The sequence below is a fragment of the Nocardia sp. NPDC060249 genome (assembly GCF_042728755.1).
In the GTDB taxonomy this organism is placed as follows: domain Bacteria; phylum Actinomycetota; class Actinomycetes; order Mycobacteriales; family Mycobacteriaceae; genus Nocardia.
On sequence record NZ_JBHXAQ010000006.1, the window covers coordinates 133,446 to 152,068 of the forward strand.

Here is an 18,623-nt window from a genome sequence, read left to right on the forward strand (position 1 = left end):
GGCGTTGGTGTTACGGGGGCATTGTCGCATTTCGAAACGGCACGCTCGTGCACGACCTCCTGCGATGACCCCTTGGCGGCCTGGTCAGGGCTCGAGTGGATACTGGTAGCCGTGGCACAGACCAAGCACCGCATTTTCAACGACTACCGCGATCTGTTCTGGTCGTTGATCCCGTTGGTGCTGGCCGCGGTGGTCTTGGCCGGGGTGGCGAGCCAGTGCACGGTGGCGACGAACGGCCCGACGCAGGGTCAGATCCCGCACTTCGACGCCGACGCCGCGCTGACCTCCGACGCGAAGACCCTGTCGTTCCCGATCCGCAAGCCGGCGTTGCCGCAGGGCTGGGTGTCGAACTCGGGTAGCCGCGACACCATCGCCACCGCGGGTGGCGGTGCCGTGAGCACGGTCGGCTACATCACGCCGCAGGGCACCTACATGCGGTATTCGCAGACCGATGCCTCCGAGGAGGCGCTGTCACGCCAGGAGCTCGGCTCCCGCTATCCGACCGGAACACAGGAAGTGGCCGGGCAGAAATGGGTCGTCTACGCCGAACCGACCGAGGAGACCGGCTGGATCGCCGACCTCGGCGGCGTCCGGATCCTGATCACCGGCGCGGGCAACGAAGCCGCCTTCACCACCCTCGCGACGGCGATCACGACAGCTCAGCCGCTGGCGAAGAAGTAGCCTCAGCTGAGCCGGTAGGACCAGCCGCTGTTGGGTAGCGCGGTCGAGGTGGTGATGGTGTCCTCGGCATCGTCGGACTTGCCCTGGGCCAGGAGGCCGTAGGGATCGAATTCGCGTTTGGCGGCAGCCTCTTTCGGGCCCCACGGCTTCATGCCGCCCGCACCGAGGACAGGTGTGTGCGAGTTCGCGATGAACAATCCCGCCCGCTGCAACCGCTCGGTGGTCGCCGCCAAGTGCTCCTGGCTCTCGAAGGCGAAGACCGGCGAGCCCTGACACGACAGGCCGCCGTCGATCCGCTTCATCTCCACGTGCAACGGCCCCAGCTCGGCGAACTCACGGTGGATGCCGACGATCGATTCGTACAGATCCCGCTGCGGGAACAGGGCCATCAGCCCGGTGAGCTCGGCGTTGTGCCGCTGGTAGCGCAGCATCGAATGGCCCCAGGTGAACTCGTAGAGCGGCGAACCGTAGCTGCCCTTGCCCTCGAGGCAGCGGTACCGGATCCGGCCGCCGTTGACCCGCACCAGATCCTCCACATCCGGCACCGACTGGACGGCGGCCATCAGCAGCACCATCGACTCGCCGTCGGGTATCAACCCGGCGAGTTCGGGGAAGTACCGCGGGAGCGGATGCGCATGGGGCGAAACCACTTTCGTGAGCACGCCGTCGCTGCGGCAGATGTCGACCGAGAAGCGGGCCGCCCGCGCGAAATCGGGGAACGAGACGACCAGTTCGTGCCACTCCCAGGCCGGGGCGAGCGGCAGTTCGACCTCGGTGATGATGCCGTTCGCGCCGTACGCGTGGTGCACGGTGTTCACATCGCGGCCGCGCAACTCGATCAGCCGTGGGTGTTCCTCGACCGTCATCACTTCCAGCGCGGTGATGTTGCCGGTATCGCGCAGAATGCCCCAGCGGCAGCTGCCGACACCCGCGTGCCCACCCGCGATGTAGCCGCCGACAGTGGCCTGGTGGGCCGTCGACGGATGCATCCGCAGCTCCCAACCGGACGGGCGGATCGCGGCGTCGATCTCGGCGACGACGGTGCCTGCCAGCGCGCGCACCGTGGTCGGCAGGCGCCTGCCGGGTTCGCCGTGCCAGCCGATGACGCCGGTGAGGGCGGTGACATCGATCACCGCGCCGCCGCGCAGCGGCACACCCTGACCGAACTGCCCGGAACCGGCCCCGCGCACGGTGATCGGGATGCGATGGCGCGCGCAGGCGGCCACGGCGGTGCGCAACTCGTCCTTGCTTCGCGGCGCGATGAAGATCTCGGCATTGCGCCCGCGCAACAGGTCTCGCAGGACCGGACTCTGCGCGAACCGGTCACGGCTCTTGGCGCGCAGCTTGCGTGTGTCGGTGGAAAACGTGATGGCACCCAGGTCGGTGCGCAGGCTGGTCAGCGAATCGGTGGGTGACATCGGCCGTACTCCGTCATTCGAACTTTCCGTGCGCCGCGCGCAGGGCGATCCCTCGTCGGACCGACCTGGCACCAGCGTGCCCGGCCGGTGTTTCGCGGCGGTAAAAGCCGAATGTCGGTGCGCGTACTCAGTCGGCGGTGTCGAGGTCGGCCCGGGACAGGGCGTCTTCCACGCGGCGGCGCGCACCGGCGAGATGCTGTTCGCAGCGGGTGGCCAGGGCTTCGCCGCGCTCCCACAACACCAGCGAGTCGTCCAGGTCGAGGCCGCCCTGTTCGAGCATCTTCACCACGTTGATGAGCTCGTCGCGGGCGCGTTCGTAGCCGAAGGCCGCGATCTCGGCCAGGGTGTCGGCAGCGGTGTTCTCGGAACCGGCGTCGGCCACGGTCACTTCCTCTTCTCGTCGGTGGTCTGTGGCGTCAGCCGCTGGGTGCCCAGTGCCGCGGCGGTGACGGCTCCGTCGGCGACCCTGATGCGGAGCTGGCTGCCCGCGGGGGAGTCGTCGATCGAACGCACGACATGGCGTTCGGGACCGGCGACGCGCTGCACGACAGCGTAACCACGGGCCAGGGTGGCGGCGGGCCCCACCGCGGTCAGCTTCTCGCGCAGGTGCACGGTGGTGGTCGACTCGCTGCGCAGCAGCTGGTCGACAGTGCGTCTGGCGGCCGTGCGCAAGCGTTCCAGCTCGTCGTGGCGGTGGGTCAGCTCGCGCAGGGGATCGGCGAGAACGGGTCGCGATCGCAACTGCGTGATGGTGTGTTCCTCGCGCTGGACCCAGCCCCGCAACGCGGCCGCCGAGCGAGCCCGCATCTCCCTTACCCCGGCCAGTTCGGCGGCAGCATCGGGGACGATGCGTTTGGCGGCGTCGGTGGGGGTGGCCGCGCGCAGGTCGGCCACCAGGTCGAGCAGGGGGTTGTCGGGTTCGTGGCCGATGGCGCTGACGATCGGGGTTCGCGCGGCGGCGACCGCCCGGCACAGTGCTTCGTCGGAGAACGCCAGCAGATCTTCGACGCTGCCACCGCCGCGCGCCAGCACGATCACCTCGACGTCGGGGTCGCGATCGAGTTCGGTCAGCGCTTCGAGCATCTGTGGCACGGCGGTCGGCCCCTGCACCGCGGTATTGCGGATGACGAAACGGACCGCGGGCCACCGGTTCTGGGCCACCGACAGGACATCGCGTTCGGCCGCGCTCGCCCGTCCGGTGATCAGCCCGATCGTCGCGGGCAGGAACGGTAGCGGCCGCTTGAGCCGGGCATCGAACAGGCCCTCGGCCGTCAAGAGGGCTTTCAACCGCTCGATCCGCGCCAGCAGCTCACCGATGCCGACCGCGCGAATCTCGGTGACCCGCAACGAGACCGTGCCCCGGCCGGTGAAGAAGTGCAGCTTGCCGTAGACGACCACGCGGCTGCCCTCGGTCAACGGCACCGGCAGCCTGCGTAACAGGTCGGGGTCGCAGGTCAGGGACAGCGACATGTCCACCGAGGCATCGCGCAGCACCAGAAACGCGGTGCGGGTGCCGGGGCGCAGATTGATCTGGGTGACCTGCCCCTCCACCCAGATGCTGCCGAGCCGATCGATCCACTGGGCGACCTTCACCGCGACCGAGCGCACCGGATACGGCTGCTCCGCCGAATTCGCCGGAGCGCCGGTCTGCGCGACGCCGTCCTGAGTCATAGGTCAGTTCTACGCGCGGCCACCGACACAACCAAAAAACGGCCGCCATCCGAGGTGTCGGATGGCGGCCGCTTCGACGGACAGTCTGTCACTGCGCCTGGACAGTGGCGATGCGGTTGGTGAGCATCGTGACGAAGGGGGCGCGGGCGCGGGTCTGCTGTTCGAAGGCCAGCAGCTGGGCCAGCTCCTCGACGGTCAGCATCCGCAGCCGGGCACGCAGCTGGGCCAGCGTCATCGCGGGGTAGTCGTAGCGGATCGCGACCTCGGGGGCGACGACCTCCTCCGCGGCGGGCTCCTCGGCGGGCTCGATGACCTCGTCCTCGGTCTCGAGCAGCAGCAGGGACGCGGGCACGGCCTTGCCGTTGGTCTGCGGGGCCTCCGGCGCTTCGAACAGGTCGAAGCGGCTGGTGTGGCCGTTGGTGGCGGGCGCGGGCTCGAGGTCCTCGTCGAAGGTGGCCCACGCGGGCTGCTCGGCCGGAGCCGAACCGAGCCGCTCGAACACACCGTCACCCTTGAGCGCGAGGCTGGTGACGAACTGCTGCAGATGCATCGTGGTCTGCAACACGCGACTGAGCGCGGTGATCGGGAAGTTGACCGCGGCGACGGGCAGTCGCCGGGTCTCTTCTAAGGCGTATACGGCGGCGCCGGCGGCCACCCTGGCCAGGAACGGAGGTCGAAACATGACTCCAGCCTGCCGCAAACCGGGTGTGATGCAAAGGTCCACACCCCTGTTGTGTGACTTTCGCCCCTTGATCCGGCCTGATCCGGCCTGTCGCGCGCACGTAAGCTGTGGAATATGACCTCGGCAATCCCCTTGAACGTCGGTATCACGCGCTCCGCGGGCGCGGCTGCTGCCGGTGGCAAGCGCGTGCTGCTGGCCGAGCCGCGCGGCTACTGCGCAGGCGTCGACCGTGCCGTCGAGACCGTGGAGAAGGCTCTCGAGAAACACGGCGCCCCGATCTATGTGCGCAAGGAGATCGTGCACAACCGCCACGTCGTGGAAACATTACGTGAGCAGGGCGTGATCTTCGTCGACGAGACCGACGAGGTGCCCGAGGGCGCGCTGGTCGTGTTCTCCGCGCACGGTGTCGCGCCGATCGTGCACGAGACCGCCGCCGAACGGAACCTGCGCACCATCGACGCCACCTGTCCGCTGGTCACCAAGGTGCACCAGGAAGCCAAGCGTTTCGCCCGCGACGACTTCGACATCCTGCTGATCGGCCACGAGGGCCACGAGGAAGTCGAGGGCACCGCCGGTGAGGCGCCCGAGCACGTGCAGCTGGTCGACGGGCCCGACTCGGTGGACAAGGTGACCGTGCGCGACCCGTCGAAGGTGATCTGGCTGTCGCAGACCACGCTCTCGGTCGACGAGACCATGGAGACCGTCGAGCGGCTGCGCGAACGTTTCCCGACGCTGCAGGACCCGCCCAGTGACGACATCTGCTACGCCACGTCCAACCGGCAGACCGCGGTCAAGGCGATGGCGCCCGAATGTGACCTGGTGATCGTGGTCGGGTCGCGCAACTCGTCGAACTCGGTGCGACTGGTCGAGGTGGCGCTCGGCGCCGGCGCGAACGCGGCGTATCTGGTCGACTACGCGCGTGAGGTCGATCTGGCCTGGCTCGACGGTGTGCAGACCATCGGCATCACCTCCGGCGCGTCGGTACCGGAGATCCTGGTGACCGGGGTCCTCGACCTGCTGGCCGAACACGGTTTCGGCGAGGTCCAGCCGGTGACCACGGCCAACGAGACGCTGGTGTTCTCCCTGCCCCGTGAGCTGCGCCCCGCGCGCCGGGACGCGCCTTCGCCGAGCTGACACGCCTGAGCTGAACAAAGAATCCCCGCCGACTGATCTCGGCGGGGATTCTTCGTTCTCGGACGCTTGTTCTCAGACGCTGTCGGGGCGGCGTCGTTCCGTGCGGGCGGAGTCGGCGCGGTCTCGATAGCGCACGTTCGGCTGCGGATGCGGGGGTGCTTCGCCACGGCGGCGCGGGACGCGGGCAGGTTCGGGTTCGCGCGGCGCGGCGGCTGCGCGCGCGGCGCGCGGTTCACCGCGGGCGGCCCTGGGCTCGCGGGGCCTGGCAGCGGCGGGCGCCCGTTTCGGTTCGGCGGGCCTGGCGGGTCGGCGAGCCGGGCTGGCCATGTCGACCTCGGTGTCGGCTTCGTCCAGTACCGCCGTGCCGCGGCGCGGCCGCTTGCGGGCGGCAGTGGCCAGGTCGGGGGTCGACTCGGGGCGACGGCGCTTGACCGGCTTGCGTTCGGTCCGGCGCTCCGGGGCGGGGCGAGCGGTCTGGGGGACGCGCTTGGCGATCGCGATCCTGGCTCCGCCGATCGCCAGCACCAGCACGGTCGCCAGCGCCATCGTCGGGAAGCGCTCCACCAGCGGGATGATCAGGTTCATCAGCACGTCTTTGATCGACGTGGTGGCGCGTCCACCCAGCATCTGGCAGGCCAGGGGCACCGCGACGAACAGCAGCAGCGGCGGCATCACCATGGTGGAGAACAGGCCGCGGAAGCGCACCGCGCAGACAGCGAGCACGCAGCCGAGCACATACAGCGCCGAGAACGTGCCGGTCGGATAGGTCTCGCCGCCGAGTCCGTCGATCAGGAACCCGAGACCTGTCGCACCCGCGGCGAGCAGAATCGCGGCCCAGGCGGGGATGCCGGGTACCGAGGGCACGATCGAACGTTGCGGCGCGGGCACCCGGGATCGCGCACGTTGGGAAGCAGCCACACTATGACACTAACTGCACATCGTCCCTGTGGGCGCTACGGCACGGGGAACTCAGACGCGATCCTCGACGTCGGCGAACGCGACGACGCGTGGCCGGGTCTCGGTGAGCCGGATTGCCGGGAGCTCCTGATCGGCGATGCCGAGATCGTGCATCCGGCGCGCGGTGACCATGACCCGCGACTCCACCGAGCCTACTGTCGCGTTGAAAGCCGCTACGGCCTTACCGAGATTCACGCCCAGATTGTCCAGATGCTCGGCGACCTTGCCCACCCGGGTGTAGAGCTCTTTGCCCAGTTGCTGCACCGTTGCCATATCGCGCGAGAGCGCTTCCTGCCGCCAGCTGAACGCCACGGTGCGTAGCAGCGCGATCAAGGTAGTGGGGGTTGCCAGGATCACGTTCCGGCCGAACGCGTACTCCAAGAGGCCGGCGTCGGTGGTGAGCGCGGCGTCGAGGAACGGGTCGCCGGGCACGAACAGCACGACGAACTCGGGTGCCGGATCGAAGGCCGCCCAGTACGCCTTGTCGGCCAATTGGTCGACGTGGGCGCGCAGGTGCTTGGCGTGGCGGGCCAGTAGTTGGGTGCGTGCGCCGGGATCGTCGGTGGTCGCCGCGTCCAGATACGCCGAGAACGGCACCTTCGCGTCGACGACGATGTGTCTGCCACCGGCCAGCCGCACCACCAGGTCGGGCCGGATCACACCCCGATCGTCGCCGCCCGGCCTTGATACCTGGGTGTCGAAGTCGCAATGCCGGGTCATGCCGGCGAGTTCGACCACGCGTTCGAGCTGGATCTCACCCCACCGGCCGCGCACCTGCGGCGCACGCAGCGCGGCGACCAGCTGACCGGTCTGATCGGAGAGCCGGTGCGAGGTGCGTTGCATGCCCGCGACCTGCTCGCGCAATCCCGAATACGCGTCGATCCGATGGTGTTCGACCTGCCGGATCTGCTGTTCCAACGCGCCGACCGCGTCGCGCAGCGGATCGACCATCGCGCCGATCGCGGCCGAATGCCTGCGCGCCGCATCCTCGTTGGCCGAGTGCAGCGACTGCTGCAGCAACCGTTGATTGTCTCCGGCTGCGGCGAGCCGGGCCTCCGCGGTGGCGGCGCGTTGGCCACCCCGGGCGGAATGTCCCAACCAGCCGAGACCGAAGCCTGCGGCGAAGACGAAGACGAGCGCGACGAGCATCGAAGCGGTCATGGGAGGCGATACTGCCCGAGCCCACCGACAAGTTCGCAATTGCCCGGCAAATCGGGCACGGCGGCGGCGGATCGCCCGGATGTGCTGGTGGTGTGCGCGCCGCCTCGCGCGCCACGCCGATGAATTACACGCGTGTGGTGCGTCGATTGAATTCTGTCGGGGGTGTGCCCTACGGTTCGCGACATGCGGATCCTGCACACCTCCGACTGGCACATCGGGCGCACCTTTCACGGTGTCGACCTGCTGGCCGATCAGGCGCGGGTGCTGGCGGCCGTCGCGGAGCTGGTCGCGGCCGAATCGGTCGACGTGGTGGTGGTGCCCGGCGACATCTACGACCGCTCCATCCCCAATGCCGATGCCATCGGGGTCTGCAATCGTGGATTCGAGGCGATCCGGGCGGCGGGCGCGACGATCATCGCCACCTCGGGCAATCACGACTCGCCCGCCCGGCTCGGTGCGGGCGCGAGCTTCGCCGCGGCCGGTGGCTTGCATCTGTGCACCCGGGTCGCCGACGCGCACCGGCCGATCGTGCTGTCCGATGACGACGGCGACGTGGCCTTCTACGGCATCCCGTATCTGGAACCGGAGATCACCCGGACCGAACTCGGTGTGCCGCAGGCGCACTCACACGCGGAGATCCTCGATGCCGCGATGGGCCGGATTCGCGACGACATCGCCGCCAGGTCCGGCCCGCGCACGGTGGTACTGGCGCACGCGTTCGTGATCGGCGGCGAGGCGACGGGCTCGGAACGGTCCATCTCGGTGGGCGGGGTGGAGACGGTGTCGATGTCGGCCTTCGACGGCATCGACTATGTGGCGCTGGGACACCTGCATTCGCCGCAGACACTCTCGGAGTCGGTGCGCTACAGCGGGTCTCCGCTGCCGTATTCGTTCGGGGAGAGCTCACACCGCAAAGCGGTGTGGATCGTCGACCTCGACGCGACGGGCCTCGCGTCGGTGCACCGACACGAGCTGCCGCTGGTGCGCGGGCTGAGCAGGATCACCGGCACTATCGAATCCCTGGTCACCGACTCCGAATACACTGCGGCCGAAGAGCACTACGTATCCGCCACGCTCACCGACACCACCCGCCCGGTGGACCCGATGCGTAAGCTGCGCGAGCGGTTCCCGCACGCGGTGCACGTGGAATGGGCTCGACCGGAAGGCAATCCGGAGCTGCATTACCGCGAGCGGGTGCACGGCCGTCGTGACACCGAGGTCGCGGCGAGCTTCCTGACCGACGTGCGTGGCACACCGAGCAAGGGGGAGATGGCATGGGTGGAGCGGGCGCTGGCCGCGGCGGTTCGCGAAACCGACTCGGGCCGAGCCGAATCCGCCCAGGAACCGGTGCCGTCGGAGCTGACTGCGTGAGCCACCGCGCCCGGTTCGCCGCGCTCGTCGCCGGGGGCATCGCGTGAGGCTGCACCGGCTCGAACTCACCGCGTTCGGACCGTTCGCCGAGACCACCGTCGTCGATTTCGACGCACTCGGCGCCGATGGTCTGTTCCTGCTCCACGGGCATACGGGCGCGGGCAAGACGACCATCCTCGACGCCATCGCCTTCGCCCTCTACGGCAAGGTGCCGGGGGCGCGCGGTGAGAGCAAGCGCCTGCACTCCGACCACGCCGATCCGCAGACACCACCGAGCGTCGTGCTGGAGGCCACGCTCGGCGGACGCCTGCTGCGCCTGACCCGCTCGCCCGAATTCGAGCGCCCGAAGAAGAACGGCACCGGAACCCGGCTCCTGCAACCCCAGGCCACGCTCACCTGGCTCGACGGCAGTGGCGAGAACCTCTCGCGCATCACCGATATCGGCGACGAGGTGCTGCGTCTGCTCGGCATGAGCGCCGACCAGTTCTTCCAGGTGGTGCTGCTCCCGCAGGGCGACTTCGCCAGATTCCTGCGAGCGGAGAACGAGGATCGCGAGAAACTGCTCGAAAAGCTCTTCGACACCCAACGTTTCGGTACCGCCGAGAAGTGGTTGTCGGATCGGCGACGCGCGGCCGAAGGCGAACTCACCACGCGCCAGCAGGGCATCGACCGCCTGATCACCAAGGTCGGCATGGCGGCGGGATACGGCGGCGCGGAATCGATCGGCATCCAGGACTCGGTGACGTGGTCTCAGGAGCTGCTGGCCACCGCGCGGACCGCCCTCGCCGAGGCGACCACGAATGCCGAACTGCGCCACAAGGAATCGGCCGAGGCCCGCGCCGAAGCCGAAGAGCAACGCCGCGTCACCGAGCTGCGCACCCGCATGACCGCGGCGCGGACCGAACTGGCCGCCTACACCGCCTCCGCGGCTCGCCGCGCCGACCTCGAACGCGAACTCGATCGAGCTCGCCTGGCCGAACCCGTCGTCCAGGCCATCGATGAGGCGCGCTCCGCGGTCCGCGACCTGCGTCGTTCCCAAGGCGCCACCCGCAGCGCCGCGGCTGATCTGGCCGACCGTCTGCGTGCGCCGGAGGCAGCCGATATCGCGGGTGTGGGCCTGCTGACCGTCGCCTCGGATCAGGGCGATGCTCTCGAGGCGCGCGGCCGGGAGCCGGGGACAGGAGCCGTGGAGGTCGATGGTGATCTCGATGCGGCGATCAGCCAGTGGAACGCGCTGCTCGGTGTGCTCGGTGAGGTGCGCGCGGACGCGGTGATCGCCCGCAGGCTCGCCGACGATCTCGCCGCGCACGAGACAGAATCCGCCCAGCTCACGCAGCGTGCGGCGGAGTTGGCGCGGCGGCGGGTCGAACTGCCGACGATGATCGGTTCGGTGCAGGAACAACTGCGTGAGGCCACCGATGCCGCCGCCGCGCTGCCGGGGCTTCGCAACGAGCTGGCCAAGTGGCAGGACTCGGCGGCCGCCGCTGTCGAGATCGCCCGTCGCCGACCGGCTGTGGACATCGCGCGTGGGGAACACGACACGGCCTGGCGCGCCCACCTCGACGCCAGGGAACGGGTCCTCGATCTGCGCACCCGCCGCCTGGCGGGCATGGCCGCCGAACTCGCGGGCGCGCTCACCGAGGGTACGCCGTGCACGGTCTGCGGGTCCGCTGATCACCCGGAGCCGGCGCAGCCCACCGACGACGCGGTGTCCAAAGAAGCCGAGGACGCCGCACAGGCGGCCGAACAGGTCGCGGAGGCCGCGCGCGATCGCCTCGCCGAACGCATCAGCGCCATCGAACGCGAGATCGAGGCGCTCACCGCGCGCGGTGGCGACGCCGACCCCGTCACCCTCGCCGACGCGGTCCGCACTGCCACCCACCGCTTCGACGACACGGCCGAAGCGGCCGAGCGCACTCCCGCCCTGACCAGCCGCCTGGAGGCCCTGCGCGCCGAGGAAGCCGCCCTGCACGACCAGTCCCGCGACTTGGATGCCCGCCTCGGCACCAGCACGGCCACTATCGCCGCCACCCGCACCCGCCTCGAAGAACTCACCACCCGCCTGCGGGCCGCCGCGGGCGCCGACACCACCGTCGACGCTCGCACCACCCGCCTCGAATTCCTCCTCACCTCCGCCACCACCCTCCGCACCGCCCGCACCGAGGAAGCCACCGCCCGCGACGCCGTCCGCACCATCGCCACCCGCGTGGAAAACCTCGCCCGCACAGCAGGTCTCGTGCCGGAGGGATACGAGGCGAGCACGCAGCTCGAGGCACACGAATCGACCACTCGTACCGCCGGCCGAATTGCGGTCGATGATGCCGATACCGGCGTTGTCGCGGCGGCGGGCGCTGTCACCGACACGGGTGTCGGTGTCGAGACCTGTGTTGGCGCTGACTCGGGTCCGGTGGCCCAGGCGGCTACGGCCGGCGAGCGCGGTACTGAGGAGACGGCGACTACGGGCCGCGAAGCGGCGAGTGCGGGCCGAGCTCGAGCGATCCGTAGCGAGCCTGAAATGCCCAGCCTGTTCGATCTTTTCGACGACGAGCCGATCGGCGACGAGCCGGTCGAACCAGCACCGCCTCGCGACGACATCGCGCTGCTGACCGCCTATGCCCAGGTCGTCACCGCCGCCGCGCGGACCGCGCGGCAGCAGGCCGCGATCGAAGCCGAACTCACTGCCGCGGACCGGGCCCGCGCCCATGCCGAGACGGTGCTCGCCGAACCCCGGATCCAGGCGGTCGCCGAGCAGACGCCAGGCGACCTGAACGCGCTCGAACAGCGCTTCACCGCGGCGCAGAGCGCGCTCACCGCGGCGGTGTCGGCCCAGTCGGCGGCCACCGAGCGCGTCGCCCAGCTCGAGCAGCTGGGAACGCAGCTGTGGGCCGAGGTCGAGCGGATCGCGCCCGAGCAGCGTGTCTTCGACGAGCTGGCGGCCCTGGCGGAAGTGGTCGCGGGCAGGGGCGAGAACAACCGGCGAATGTCGTTGCGCTCCTATGTTCTCGCGGCGCGGCTCGAAGAGGTGGCGGTCGCGGGGTCGCTGCGGCTGCGCCGGATGTCGGGTGGCCGTTACGAATTCGTCCATTCGGACAAGGCGGGCCCACGGGGCAGGCGCGGCGGCCTCGGGCTCGATGTCCGTGACGACTACACCGGCGCGATCCGCTCGGCGAAAACGCTCTCCGGCGGCGAAACCTTCATGGCCTCACTGGCATTGGCGCTCGGTCTGGCCGATGTGGTCGCCGCCGAAACCGGCGGCCTCGTGCTGGACACCCTGTTCATCGACGAGGGCTTCGGCAGCCTCGACGCCGACACCCTCGACGCCGTCATGGGTGTGCTCGACGAACTGCGGGCGAACGGCCGCGTGGTCGGCGTCGTCAGCCACGTAGACGAAATGCGCCAGCGCATCCCCAGTCGCCTCCACGTGGTGCGCGGCCGGGCAGGATCGCGACTGGAAGCCACCGTCGCCTAGCCCACGCTGCCGCGGGGCCGATGTACCGGCGTGGTCAGCACGGCGCGGCGGGGGCCTGTGGACGCTCGACCGAGGGCACCGCTTCCTGCCGGGCGAGCGGTGCGAATCCGGGGAGCTTGCCGTCGACGAACGGGATCATCAGCTGGACCAGCGGACCGATTCCGAAGGCATAGACCAGCGTGCCGATTCCCACGCTGCCGCCGAGGAACCACCCGGTCGCCAGCACCGAGACCTCGATCCCGGTACGCACCGACCACACCGGCCAACCGGTCCGGGCGACCAGTCCAGTCATCAGTCCATCGCGCGGACCTGGACCCATTCCCGCGCCGATGTAGAGCACCGTCGCCGCCGCGTTCACCACCACCGCGGCGACCATGGCCAGCACTCGCAGCCACAGGCCGTCCACGGCGGGGATCAACCACAACCCGGCATCGACCGCGATCGCGATCACCACCACATTGCTGACGGTCCCGAGCCCCGGCCGCTGCCGTAGCGGAATCCAGGCAAGTAGCACGGCGATTCCGGTCAGCGCGGTCACCACGCCGAAACTCAACGGCACGTGCGCGGCGACCCCCTGGTGGAAAACGTCCCACGGGTCGAGCCCGAGGCCCGCTCGGATCATCACTGCCATCGAGGTGCCGTACAACCACAAACCGACGTACAGCGCGACCAACCGACGAGTGAGCATAGGTAACAGAATCCGGCCTACTGGACCTGGAAAAAAGAGCCAATCGCCGATCACTGGCCTGATCGGCCGCCGATGCTCAGCTTTCGTGCGCGAGCAACCAGGCCTTGGCCTCGAGCCCCCAGCGGAACCCGCCGAGCGCTCCGCCGATCCGCAGCACCCGATGGCACGGCACGAACAGCGCGGCGGAGTTGCGGGCGCAGGCGTTGGCCGCGGCCCGGGTGGCGGCCGGACGCCCGGAGAGTCCGGCGAACTCCGTGTAGGTGACCGGTTCACCGGCCGGTACTTTGCGCAGGACTTCCCAGGCATGGACCAGGAATTCGCCGGACCGTTGACGCACCGCGATCGCGTCGATCGCGGTGAGATCCCCCGCGTGATAGTCGATGACGGCTTTGGTCACCGCGCCGAGCGAATCCCGTTGCCGCAGTGCGGTCGGGCGCAGTGTGGTGTGGACGAGGCCGGTCAGCGTGGTCGGGTCCCCGGTCCAGCCCGAAGCGAGCACGGCGCCGTCGGTATCGACGATGGTGGTGAACGGGCCGATCGGCGTCTCGACGGTCGCGACATCGGCGAGACGAAGAGCAGTGTCAGTCATGGTCTTTCGCTTCCTGGAGAGCGGGTTCACGGACAAGCGCGCCACGGTGTTCGAGCGCGGTCTTCCACAGGTGCACGGACAGATAGGAGCGCCACGGCGCCCAACGGGTGGTGTCGCGCAGGTCGATCCGGGCCTGCGCGGCTCCTTGACGCACGACGAGGTCGGTGTCGAGCAGGATGTCGGGATCGGCCAGCGATCGCATGGTGACGTAGTCGGCGGTCCACGGCCCGACCCCGTCTAGGGCGAGCAGGTCGCGCCGCAGATCATCGGCGGTACGGCCGGAGTGCAGGACCAGTTCGCCGTCGGCGAGCGCCCGCGCCGCGGACACGATCGCGGCCACCCTGCGCGCGGGCCCGGTCAGCACCTCGGCACCGTGTTCGGCGACCGCCTCGGCCGTCGGGAACAATCGCGGCACCGGTCCTTCGATCGGCTCGCCGAGTGCGTTTACCAGCCGCGCGACATGCGTCCCCGCTGCCCGCACCGAGATCTGTTGCCCGATCATCGTGCACAGCAACAACTCTGATCCTTCAAGGCACCCGGGCACTCGAATCCCCGGCGTGAATCCGTGTCCCGCGATTCCGTGCGCAACCCCTGCGGCTCCCGAATCGGTTGCACCATCACTGGATCGGTTGTCACTGCCGAACCCACGGCCGCCGCCGTGACCACCACGGCCGTCGGCTCCGGTCGTTGCGTCGATGCCGAGTGCCGCGTCGATTCCCAGCGGATCCGCGTCCAGATCGAGCAGACGCCGCACCCGGGCGACAGTCGGAGCGAGATCACGCATATCCCGTAATGCCAACTCCGCTCGTACATGACCGGGCTGAAAAGACAGCCGAACAGTCGCGTGCCCGTGCGGAGTACGCAGGCTGCGCGTGTAGACCCCGTCCTCCCACTGTTCCGTCCCGGCCACCGCGTGCGCCGAGAGGAACCAGGTCAGCCACGCGGTGTCGAGCGGCTCGCGGTACGGCAGCCGCAACGTCAGCAATCCGGGCGTGCCGGGCGCGACGGCATCGGCGCGCGGCGACCGGCGTAACTCGGTCCGCATCGTCGTCGGACTCACCGCGAAGACCTCGCGCACGGTGTCGTTGAACTGCCGAATGCTGGCGAACCCCGCCGCGAACGCGATATCCGACATCGGCATCTCGGTGGTCTGGATGAGCAGCCGCGCGGTGTGCGCGCGGTGCGCCCTGGCCAGCGCGAGCGGGCCTGCTCCGAGTTCGGTGGTGAGCACGCGGGTGAGCTGGCGCTGCGAATAGCCGAGGGTGGCGGCCAGTCCGGGCACCCCGCCACGCTCGATCACCCCGTCGCCGATCAGCCGCATGGCGCGCGCGGCCAGGTCGGCCCGCACATTCCACAGGGGCGATCCCGGCGCGGCATCGGGCAGGCACCGGCGGCAGGCGCGATAACCGGCCTGCTGCGCCGCCGCCGCGGTGGGCAGGAACGACACATTGGCCCGCTTGGGGGTGATCGCCGGGCACGAGGGCCTGCAGTAGATGCCGGTCGTGCGTACCGCGGTGAAGAACTGCCCGTCGAAGCGGGAGTCACGGGTGGAGACCGCCCGGTAGCAGCCCTCGAAGTCCAAAGCAGTGATGGTCACGAGTTCCACAATGGCACCCGTGCGAGCGAGGTGCTAGCGGAAATCGGCCACCGATCCCGCGGGTCTGGAACCGCGATCAGCAGCAGCGATTGGTGGGATTGCGCTCGGCTTCGGCATAGCGTTCGCGCCAGTAGTCGCGCACGGAAGGCACCGGGGCACCCGGATGCGTGCGACGCAAGTGGTCGACATACCGCTGGTAATCCTGCCCGCCGTTGATCGCGCTGTACCAGCGGGCGACTGCGCGCATCGCCGCCCACGCTCGGCCGAGAACCGCCCGCACGCGAGGCCCCACGGTCGCATCCGAGCTCGCGGTAGCGATCGACGCTGTCCGATCGACCAGCCCGGTGCGGTCGGTCGTCACGGCAGGGGCGCGGACGGCCGATTCACTGAACCGGCCGTCCGCATCCCTGACCACACTCAAGAGACGTGCGCCGATCCGGGTGCGCTCACCTTGCCCTCGGCGATCAGCACGTCCCATTCCTTCTGCACGTCCTTCTCGGCCGAGGTGGCGACGAAACCGCTGGGGGCGAAGATCTTCGACGGCTGTTCCTCGGACTCGGTGCTGGTGACCGTGCCCGTGCGAATCGCCTTCGCGCACACCAGCACACCGACGACGGTGACGATCAGCACCAGCACCGCGAACACGATCGACAGCGTGCCCTGGATGAAGGTGTTACGGATCGCGATGTCGACCTGCTCGGGGGTCTTGGCCGTCAGACAGGCCTTGCCCGCGTCCTTGGCCGCCTGGCACAGGCTGTGCTGCTTCCAGTAACCGAGCTTGGGATCGTCGGAGAAGATCTTCTGCCAGGACGCGGTCATCGTGACCAGTAGATCCCACGCCAGCGGCACACCGGGAATCCACGCCCACTTCCACTGCCCGCGTTTGACGATGATCGTGAGCACCACGGTGAGCGCGATCGCGGCGAGCAGCTGGTTGGCGATGCCGAACAGCGGATACAGCGCGTTGATGCCGCCGAACGGGTCGTTGACGCCCATCAGCAGGACCCCGCCCCAGCCCGCGACCACGATCAGCGAGCACAGCCAGGCGCCGATCCGCCACGACGGATCACGGAACTTCTTGAACCCGCCGCCGAAGTTGCCCAGCGCGTCCGAGACCAGGAAGCGCGCGACCCGGGTGCCCGCGTCGATGGTGGTGAGGATGAACAGCGCCTCGAACATGATCGCGAAGTGGTACCAGAAGGCCTTCATCGTCGAGCCGCCGAGGAATTCGGAGAAGACCTCGGAGATGCCGACCGCCAGGGTCGGGGCGCCACCGGTGCGCGAGACGATCGAATTCTCGCCCACATCGGCGGCGGCGTCGGTGAACAGCTCCGGCGTCGCGGGCGGACCCGACAACCCGAGCGAATTGGTGAACTTGGCGGCACCTTCGGCCGTGCCACCGGTGAGTCCGGCCGAGGCGTTCATGCCGAAGTACAGGTGCTGGTCGATGATCGAGGCGGTGATGATCGCCATGACCGCGACGAACGACTCCATCAGCATGCCGCCGTAGCCGATCATCCTGGCGTTGGATTCTTTGGCCAGCAGTTTCGGCGTCGTGCCCGAGGAGACCAGCGCGTGGAAACCCGAGAGCGCACCGCAGGCGATGGTGATGAACAGGAACGGGAACAGACTGCCCGCGAACGCGGGGCCCGCACCGGTGTGCGCGAATTCGGAGACGGCGGGCGCCTTCAGCACCGGCATGGTGATCAGGATGCCGACCGCGAGCAGCACGATCGTGCCGACCTTCATGAACGTCGACAGATAGTCACGCGGGGCGAGCAGCAACCACACCGGCAAGACCGAGGCGATGAAGCCGTAGGCGATCAGGCACCACGCGATGGTGGTGCGCGAGAGGGTGAACCAGTCCGCGCCCCACTCGGTTTCGGATACCCAGCCGCCGCCGATGATCGCGGCCAGCAGCAACACGATGCCGATCGCGGACACCTCGCCGACCGCACCCGGTCGCAGATACCGCAGGTACACGCCCATGAACAGCGCGATCGGGACGGTCATCGCGATGGAGAACACACCCCACGGGCTCTCGCCGAGCGCGTTCACCACGACCAGCGCCAGCACCGCCAGCAGGATCGTCATGATCACCAGAATCGCCACGATCGCCGCGACGCCGCCGACGAGGCCGAGCTCGTCGCGCGCCATCTGACCGAGGCTGCGGCCGCGCCGACGGGTCGAGGCCCACAGCACCAGGTAGTCCTGCACCGCGCCGGCGAACACCACGCCGACGATGATCCAGATGGTGCCGGGCAGATAACCCATCTGCGCGGCCAGCACCGGACCCACCAGCGGACCGGCGCCCGCGATGGCGGCGAAGTGGTGCCCGTAGAGCACCCGCCGGTCCATCGGCATGAAATCCTTGCCGTTGTCATAGATTTCGGCGGGCGTGGCCACGTCGTCGCGCGGCTTGGTGATCTTCCACTCGATGAACCGCGCGTAGAAGCGATAGGCGATGATGTAGGTACAGACCGCCGCGATCACGATCCACACCGCGTTCACGGACTCGCCGCGCACGAACGCGATGATCGCCCACGCGACGGCGCCGAGAACGGCGATCCCCGCGAACACGGCCTTCTTGGCGGGCGTGATCGGCGTGCGATCGACGACACCGACCGGAGGCAAGTCCGGGTCGGTCCGCAGATGTTCGATGGTCGCCATTGACTCAACTCTCCTGTATAACGCGCAGAGCCTCGGGTGAAGCAATCGACAACGTAGCCGATCGCGGAACTGCGACGGAGAGGTTCGCACACGATCGAACGCAGAATGAAATTTTGTTCAGCTGGTCATTCGCCCCGGTACGTGCCGAAGCTCCAGAGGTTGCCTTCCGGGTCGGCGGCGCTGAAGCCGCGGGAGCCGTAGTCCTCGTCGCGCAGGTCGCGGATGATCGTCGCGCCCGCGGCCTTCGCCCTGTCGTAGAGCGCGTCGGGGTTGTCGGTGACCAGGTAGAGGTTGGCGACGCCCGGTGGCCGGGTGCCGAAGGGGGTGTCGTCGCGGCCCGTGGAGCCGAACATGATGCCGCCGCCGCCCGGCAGGCGCAGTTCGCCGTGCTCGACGACCGAGTCGTCGTTTTCCCTGGCGTAGACCGCGGTCGCTTCGAAACCGAAGGCGGTGGTGAGGAACTCGATCATGGCGCGGGCGTCGTCGAAGGCGAGGCAGGGCCAGATGGTGGTGGTGTTGGTTGAAGTGTCCATGT

Annotated in this window: 16 protein-coding genes; 4 read left to right on the plus strand and 12 right to left on the minus strand. The window is 69.1% G+C overall.

The annotated features are described in order from the left end of the window. Positions 1–111: 111 nt before the first annotated feature. Entirely contained in the window at positions 112–681 is a 570-nt protein-coding gene (locus ACFWFP_RS22280) for a DUF4245 domain-containing protein (protein WP_379297929.1), read from the plus strand. Between the two features lie 2 nt (positions 682–683). Here the strand turns inward: ACFWFP_RS22280 and ACFWFP_RS22285 are convergent, their stop codons facing one another. The 4 genes from ACFWFP_RS22285 to ACFWFP_RS22300 all read right to left on the minus strand — a co-directional run bounded on the left by ACFWFP_RS22285 (position 684) and on the right by ACFWFP_RS22300 (position 4,452). Continuing rightward, positions 684–2,099, minus strand: a complete 1,416-nt coding sequence (locus ACFWFP_RS22285; protein ID WP_379297931.1) for an FAD-binding oxidoreductase — start codon at positions 2,097–2,099, stop codon at positions 684–686. Between the two features lie 127 nt (positions 2,100–2,226). Further along, positions 2,227–2,487, minus strand: a complete 261-nt coding sequence (locus ACFWFP_RS22290; RefSeq protein ID WP_378638114.1) for an exodeoxyribonuclease VII small subunit — start codon at positions 2,485–2,487, stop codon at positions 2,227–2,229. After that, on the minus strand, positions 2,484–3,770 hold the full coding sequence (xseA, locus tag ACFWFP_RS22295; RefSeq protein WP_379297933.1) for an exodeoxyribonuclease VII large subunit: 1,287 nt from the start codon (positions 3,768–3,770) through the stop codon (positions 2,484–2,486). The genes ACFWFP_RS22290 and xseA overlap by 4 nt, the downstream gene beginning before the upstream one ends. Before the next feature lie 88 nt (positions 3,771–3,858). Beyond that, on the minus strand, positions 3,859–4,452 hold the full coding sequence (locus ACFWFP_RS22300; RefSeq protein WP_379297935.1) for a lipid droplet-associated protein: 594 nt from the start codon (positions 4,450–4,452) through the stop codon (positions 3,859–3,861). A gap of 114 nt (positions 4,453–4,566) precedes the next feature. Between ACFWFP_RS22300 and ACFWFP_RS22305 the strand changes: the two genes are divergently transcribed. After that, a complete protein-coding gene (locus tag ACFWFP_RS22305; protein ID WP_379297937.1) occupies positions 4,567–5,586 on the plus strand; it encodes a 4-hydroxy-3-methylbut-2-enyl diphosphate reductase in 1,020 nt (339 codons plus the stop codon). Positions 5,587–5,658: 72 nt separating this feature from the next. Here ACFWFP_RS22305 and ACFWFP_RS22310 read toward each other — a convergent pair whose 3' ends face one another. Together ACFWFP_RS22310 and ACFWFP_RS22315 are read right to left on the minus strand one after the other, a co-directional pair. Next, positions 5,659–6,504 carry a DUF6542 domain-containing protein gene (locus ACFWFP_RS22310; protein ID WP_379297939.1) on the minus strand — a complete coding sequence of 282 codons (846 nt, stop codon included), beginning with the start codon at positions 6,502–6,504 and terminating at the stop codon, positions 5,659–5,661. A gap of 51 nt (positions 6,505–6,555) precedes the next feature. Next, on the minus strand, positions 6,556–7,704 hold the full coding sequence (locus ACFWFP_RS22315) for a DNA recombination protein RmuC (RefSeq protein WP_379297941.1): 1,149 nt from the start codon (positions 7,702–7,704) through the stop codon (positions 6,556–6,558). Between the two features lie 183 nt (positions 7,705–7,887). Here ACFWFP_RS22315 and ACFWFP_RS22320 point away from each other — a divergent pair, with 183 nt between their 5' ends. Both ACFWFP_RS22320 and ACFWFP_RS22325 read left to right on the plus strand, forming a co-directional pair. Then, the gene (locus tag ACFWFP_RS22320; protein ID WP_379297943.1) at positions 7,888–9,075 is read left to right on the plus strand and encodes an exonuclease SbcCD subunit D; all 1,188 of its coding nucleotides are present in this window, start codon (positions 7,888–7,890) and stop codon (positions 9,073–9,075) included. A gap of 43 nt (positions 9,076–9,118) precedes the next feature. Next, positions 9,119–12,544 (plus strand): AAA family ATPase, encoded by a 3,426-nt coding sequence (locus tag ACFWFP_RS22325; RefSeq protein ID WP_379297945.1) that lies wholly within the window; start codon positions 9,119–9,121, stop codon positions 12,542–12,544. A 34-nt stretch (positions 12,545–12,578) separates the two neighbouring features. On the opposite strand, the gene ACFWFP_RS22330 is transcribed toward ACFWFP_RS22325, so the two are convergent. From ACFWFP_RS22330 to ACFWFP_RS22355, 6 genes are all read right to left on the minus strand, one after another. Beyond that, the gene (locus tag ACFWFP_RS22330; RefSeq protein WP_379297947.1) at positions 12,579–13,232 is read right to left on the minus strand and encodes a YitT family protein; all 654 of its coding nucleotides are present in this window, start codon (positions 13,230–13,232) and stop codon (positions 12,579–12,581) included. A gap of 76 nt (positions 13,233–13,308) precedes the next feature. Continuing rightward, positions 13,309–13,821 carry a methylated-DNA--[protein]-cysteine S-methyltransferase gene (locus tag ACFWFP_RS22335; protein ID WP_379297949.1) on the minus strand — a complete coding sequence of 171 codons (513 nt, stop codon included), beginning with the start codon at positions 13,819–13,821 and terminating at the stop codon, positions 13,309–13,311. Next, the gene (locus ACFWFP_RS22340) at positions 13,814–15,427 is read right to left on the minus strand and encodes a DNA-3-methyladenine glycosylase 2 family protein (RefSeq protein ID WP_379297951.1); all 1,614 of its coding nucleotides are present in this window, start codon (positions 15,425–15,427) and stop codon (positions 13,814–13,816) included. The genes ACFWFP_RS22335 and ACFWFP_RS22340 overlap by 8 nt, the downstream gene beginning before the upstream one ends. A gap of 67 nt (positions 15,428–15,494) precedes the next feature. Next, positions 15,495–15,665 (minus strand): YbdD/YjiX family protein, encoded by a 171-nt coding sequence (locus ACFWFP_RS22345; protein WP_379297953.1) that lies wholly within the window; start codon positions 15,663–15,665, stop codon positions 15,495–15,497. Positions 15,666–15,835: 170 nt separating this feature from the next. Next, positions 15,836–18,088 (minus strand): carbon starvation CstA family protein, encoded by a 2,253-nt coding sequence (locus tag ACFWFP_RS22350; RefSeq protein WP_379297954.1) that lies wholly within the window; start codon positions 18,086–18,088, stop codon positions 15,836–15,838. Positions 18,089–18,213: 125 nt separating this feature from the next. Then, positions 18,214–18,621: a VOC family protein gene (locus ACFWFP_RS22355; RefSeq protein WP_379297956.1), complete on the minus strand. Its 408-nt coding sequence runs from the start codon at positions 18,619–18,621 to the stop codon at positions 18,214–18,216. Positions 18,622–18,623: the final 2 nt, after the last annotated feature.

What these genes read in the sequence shown, in the direction of transcription:
- ACFWFP_RS22285 (WP_379297931.1), bottom strand. Translation starts at nt 2,099, where the DNA reads ATGTCACCCACCGATTCGCTGACCAGCCTGCGCACCGACCTGGGTGCC.
- ACFWFP_RS22330 (WP_379297947.1), bottom strand. Translation starts at nt 13,232, where the DNA reads ATGCTCACTCGTCGGTTGGTCGCGCTGTACGTCGGTTTGTGGTTGTAC.
- ACFWFP_RS22305 (WP_379297937.1), top strand. Translation starts at nt 4,567, where the DNA reads ATGACCTCGGCAATCCCCTTGAACGTCGGTATCACGCGCTCCGCGGGC.
- ACFWFP_RS22315 (WP_379297941.1), bottom strand. Translation starts at nt 7,704, where the DNA reads ATGACCGCTTCGATGCTCGTCGCGCTCGTCTTCGTCTTCGCCGCAGGC.
- ACFWFP_RS22355 (WP_379297956.1), bottom strand. Translation starts at nt 18,621, where the DNA reads ATGGACACTTCAACCAACACCACCACCATCTGGCCCTGCCTCGCCTTC.
- ACFWFP_RS22335 (WP_379297949.1), bottom strand. Translation starts at nt 13,821, where the DNA reads ATGACTGACACTGCTCTTCGTCTCGCCGATGTCGCGACCGTCGAGACG.
- xseA (WP_379297933.1), bottom strand. Translation starts at nt 3,770, where the DNA reads ATGACTCAGGACGGCGTCGCGCAGACCGGCGCTCCGGCGAATTCGGCG.
- ACFWFP_RS22320 (WP_379297943.1), top strand. Translation starts at nt 7,888, where the DNA reads ATGCGGATCCTGCACACCTCCGACTGGCACATCGGGCGCACCTTTCAC.
- ACFWFP_RS22345 (WP_379297953.1), bottom strand. Translation starts at nt 15,665, where the DNA reads ATGCGCGCAGTCGCCCGCTGGTACAGCGCGATCAACGGCGGGCAGGAT.
- ACFWFP_RS22300 (WP_379297935.1), bottom strand. Translation starts at nt 4,452, where the DNA reads ATGTTTCGACCTCCGTTCCTGGCCAGGGTGGCCGCCGGCGCCGCCGTA.
- ACFWFP_RS22350 (WP_379297954.1), bottom strand. Translation starts at nt 18,088, where the DNA reads ATGGCGACCATCGAACATCTGCGGACCGACCCGGACTTGCCTCCGGTC.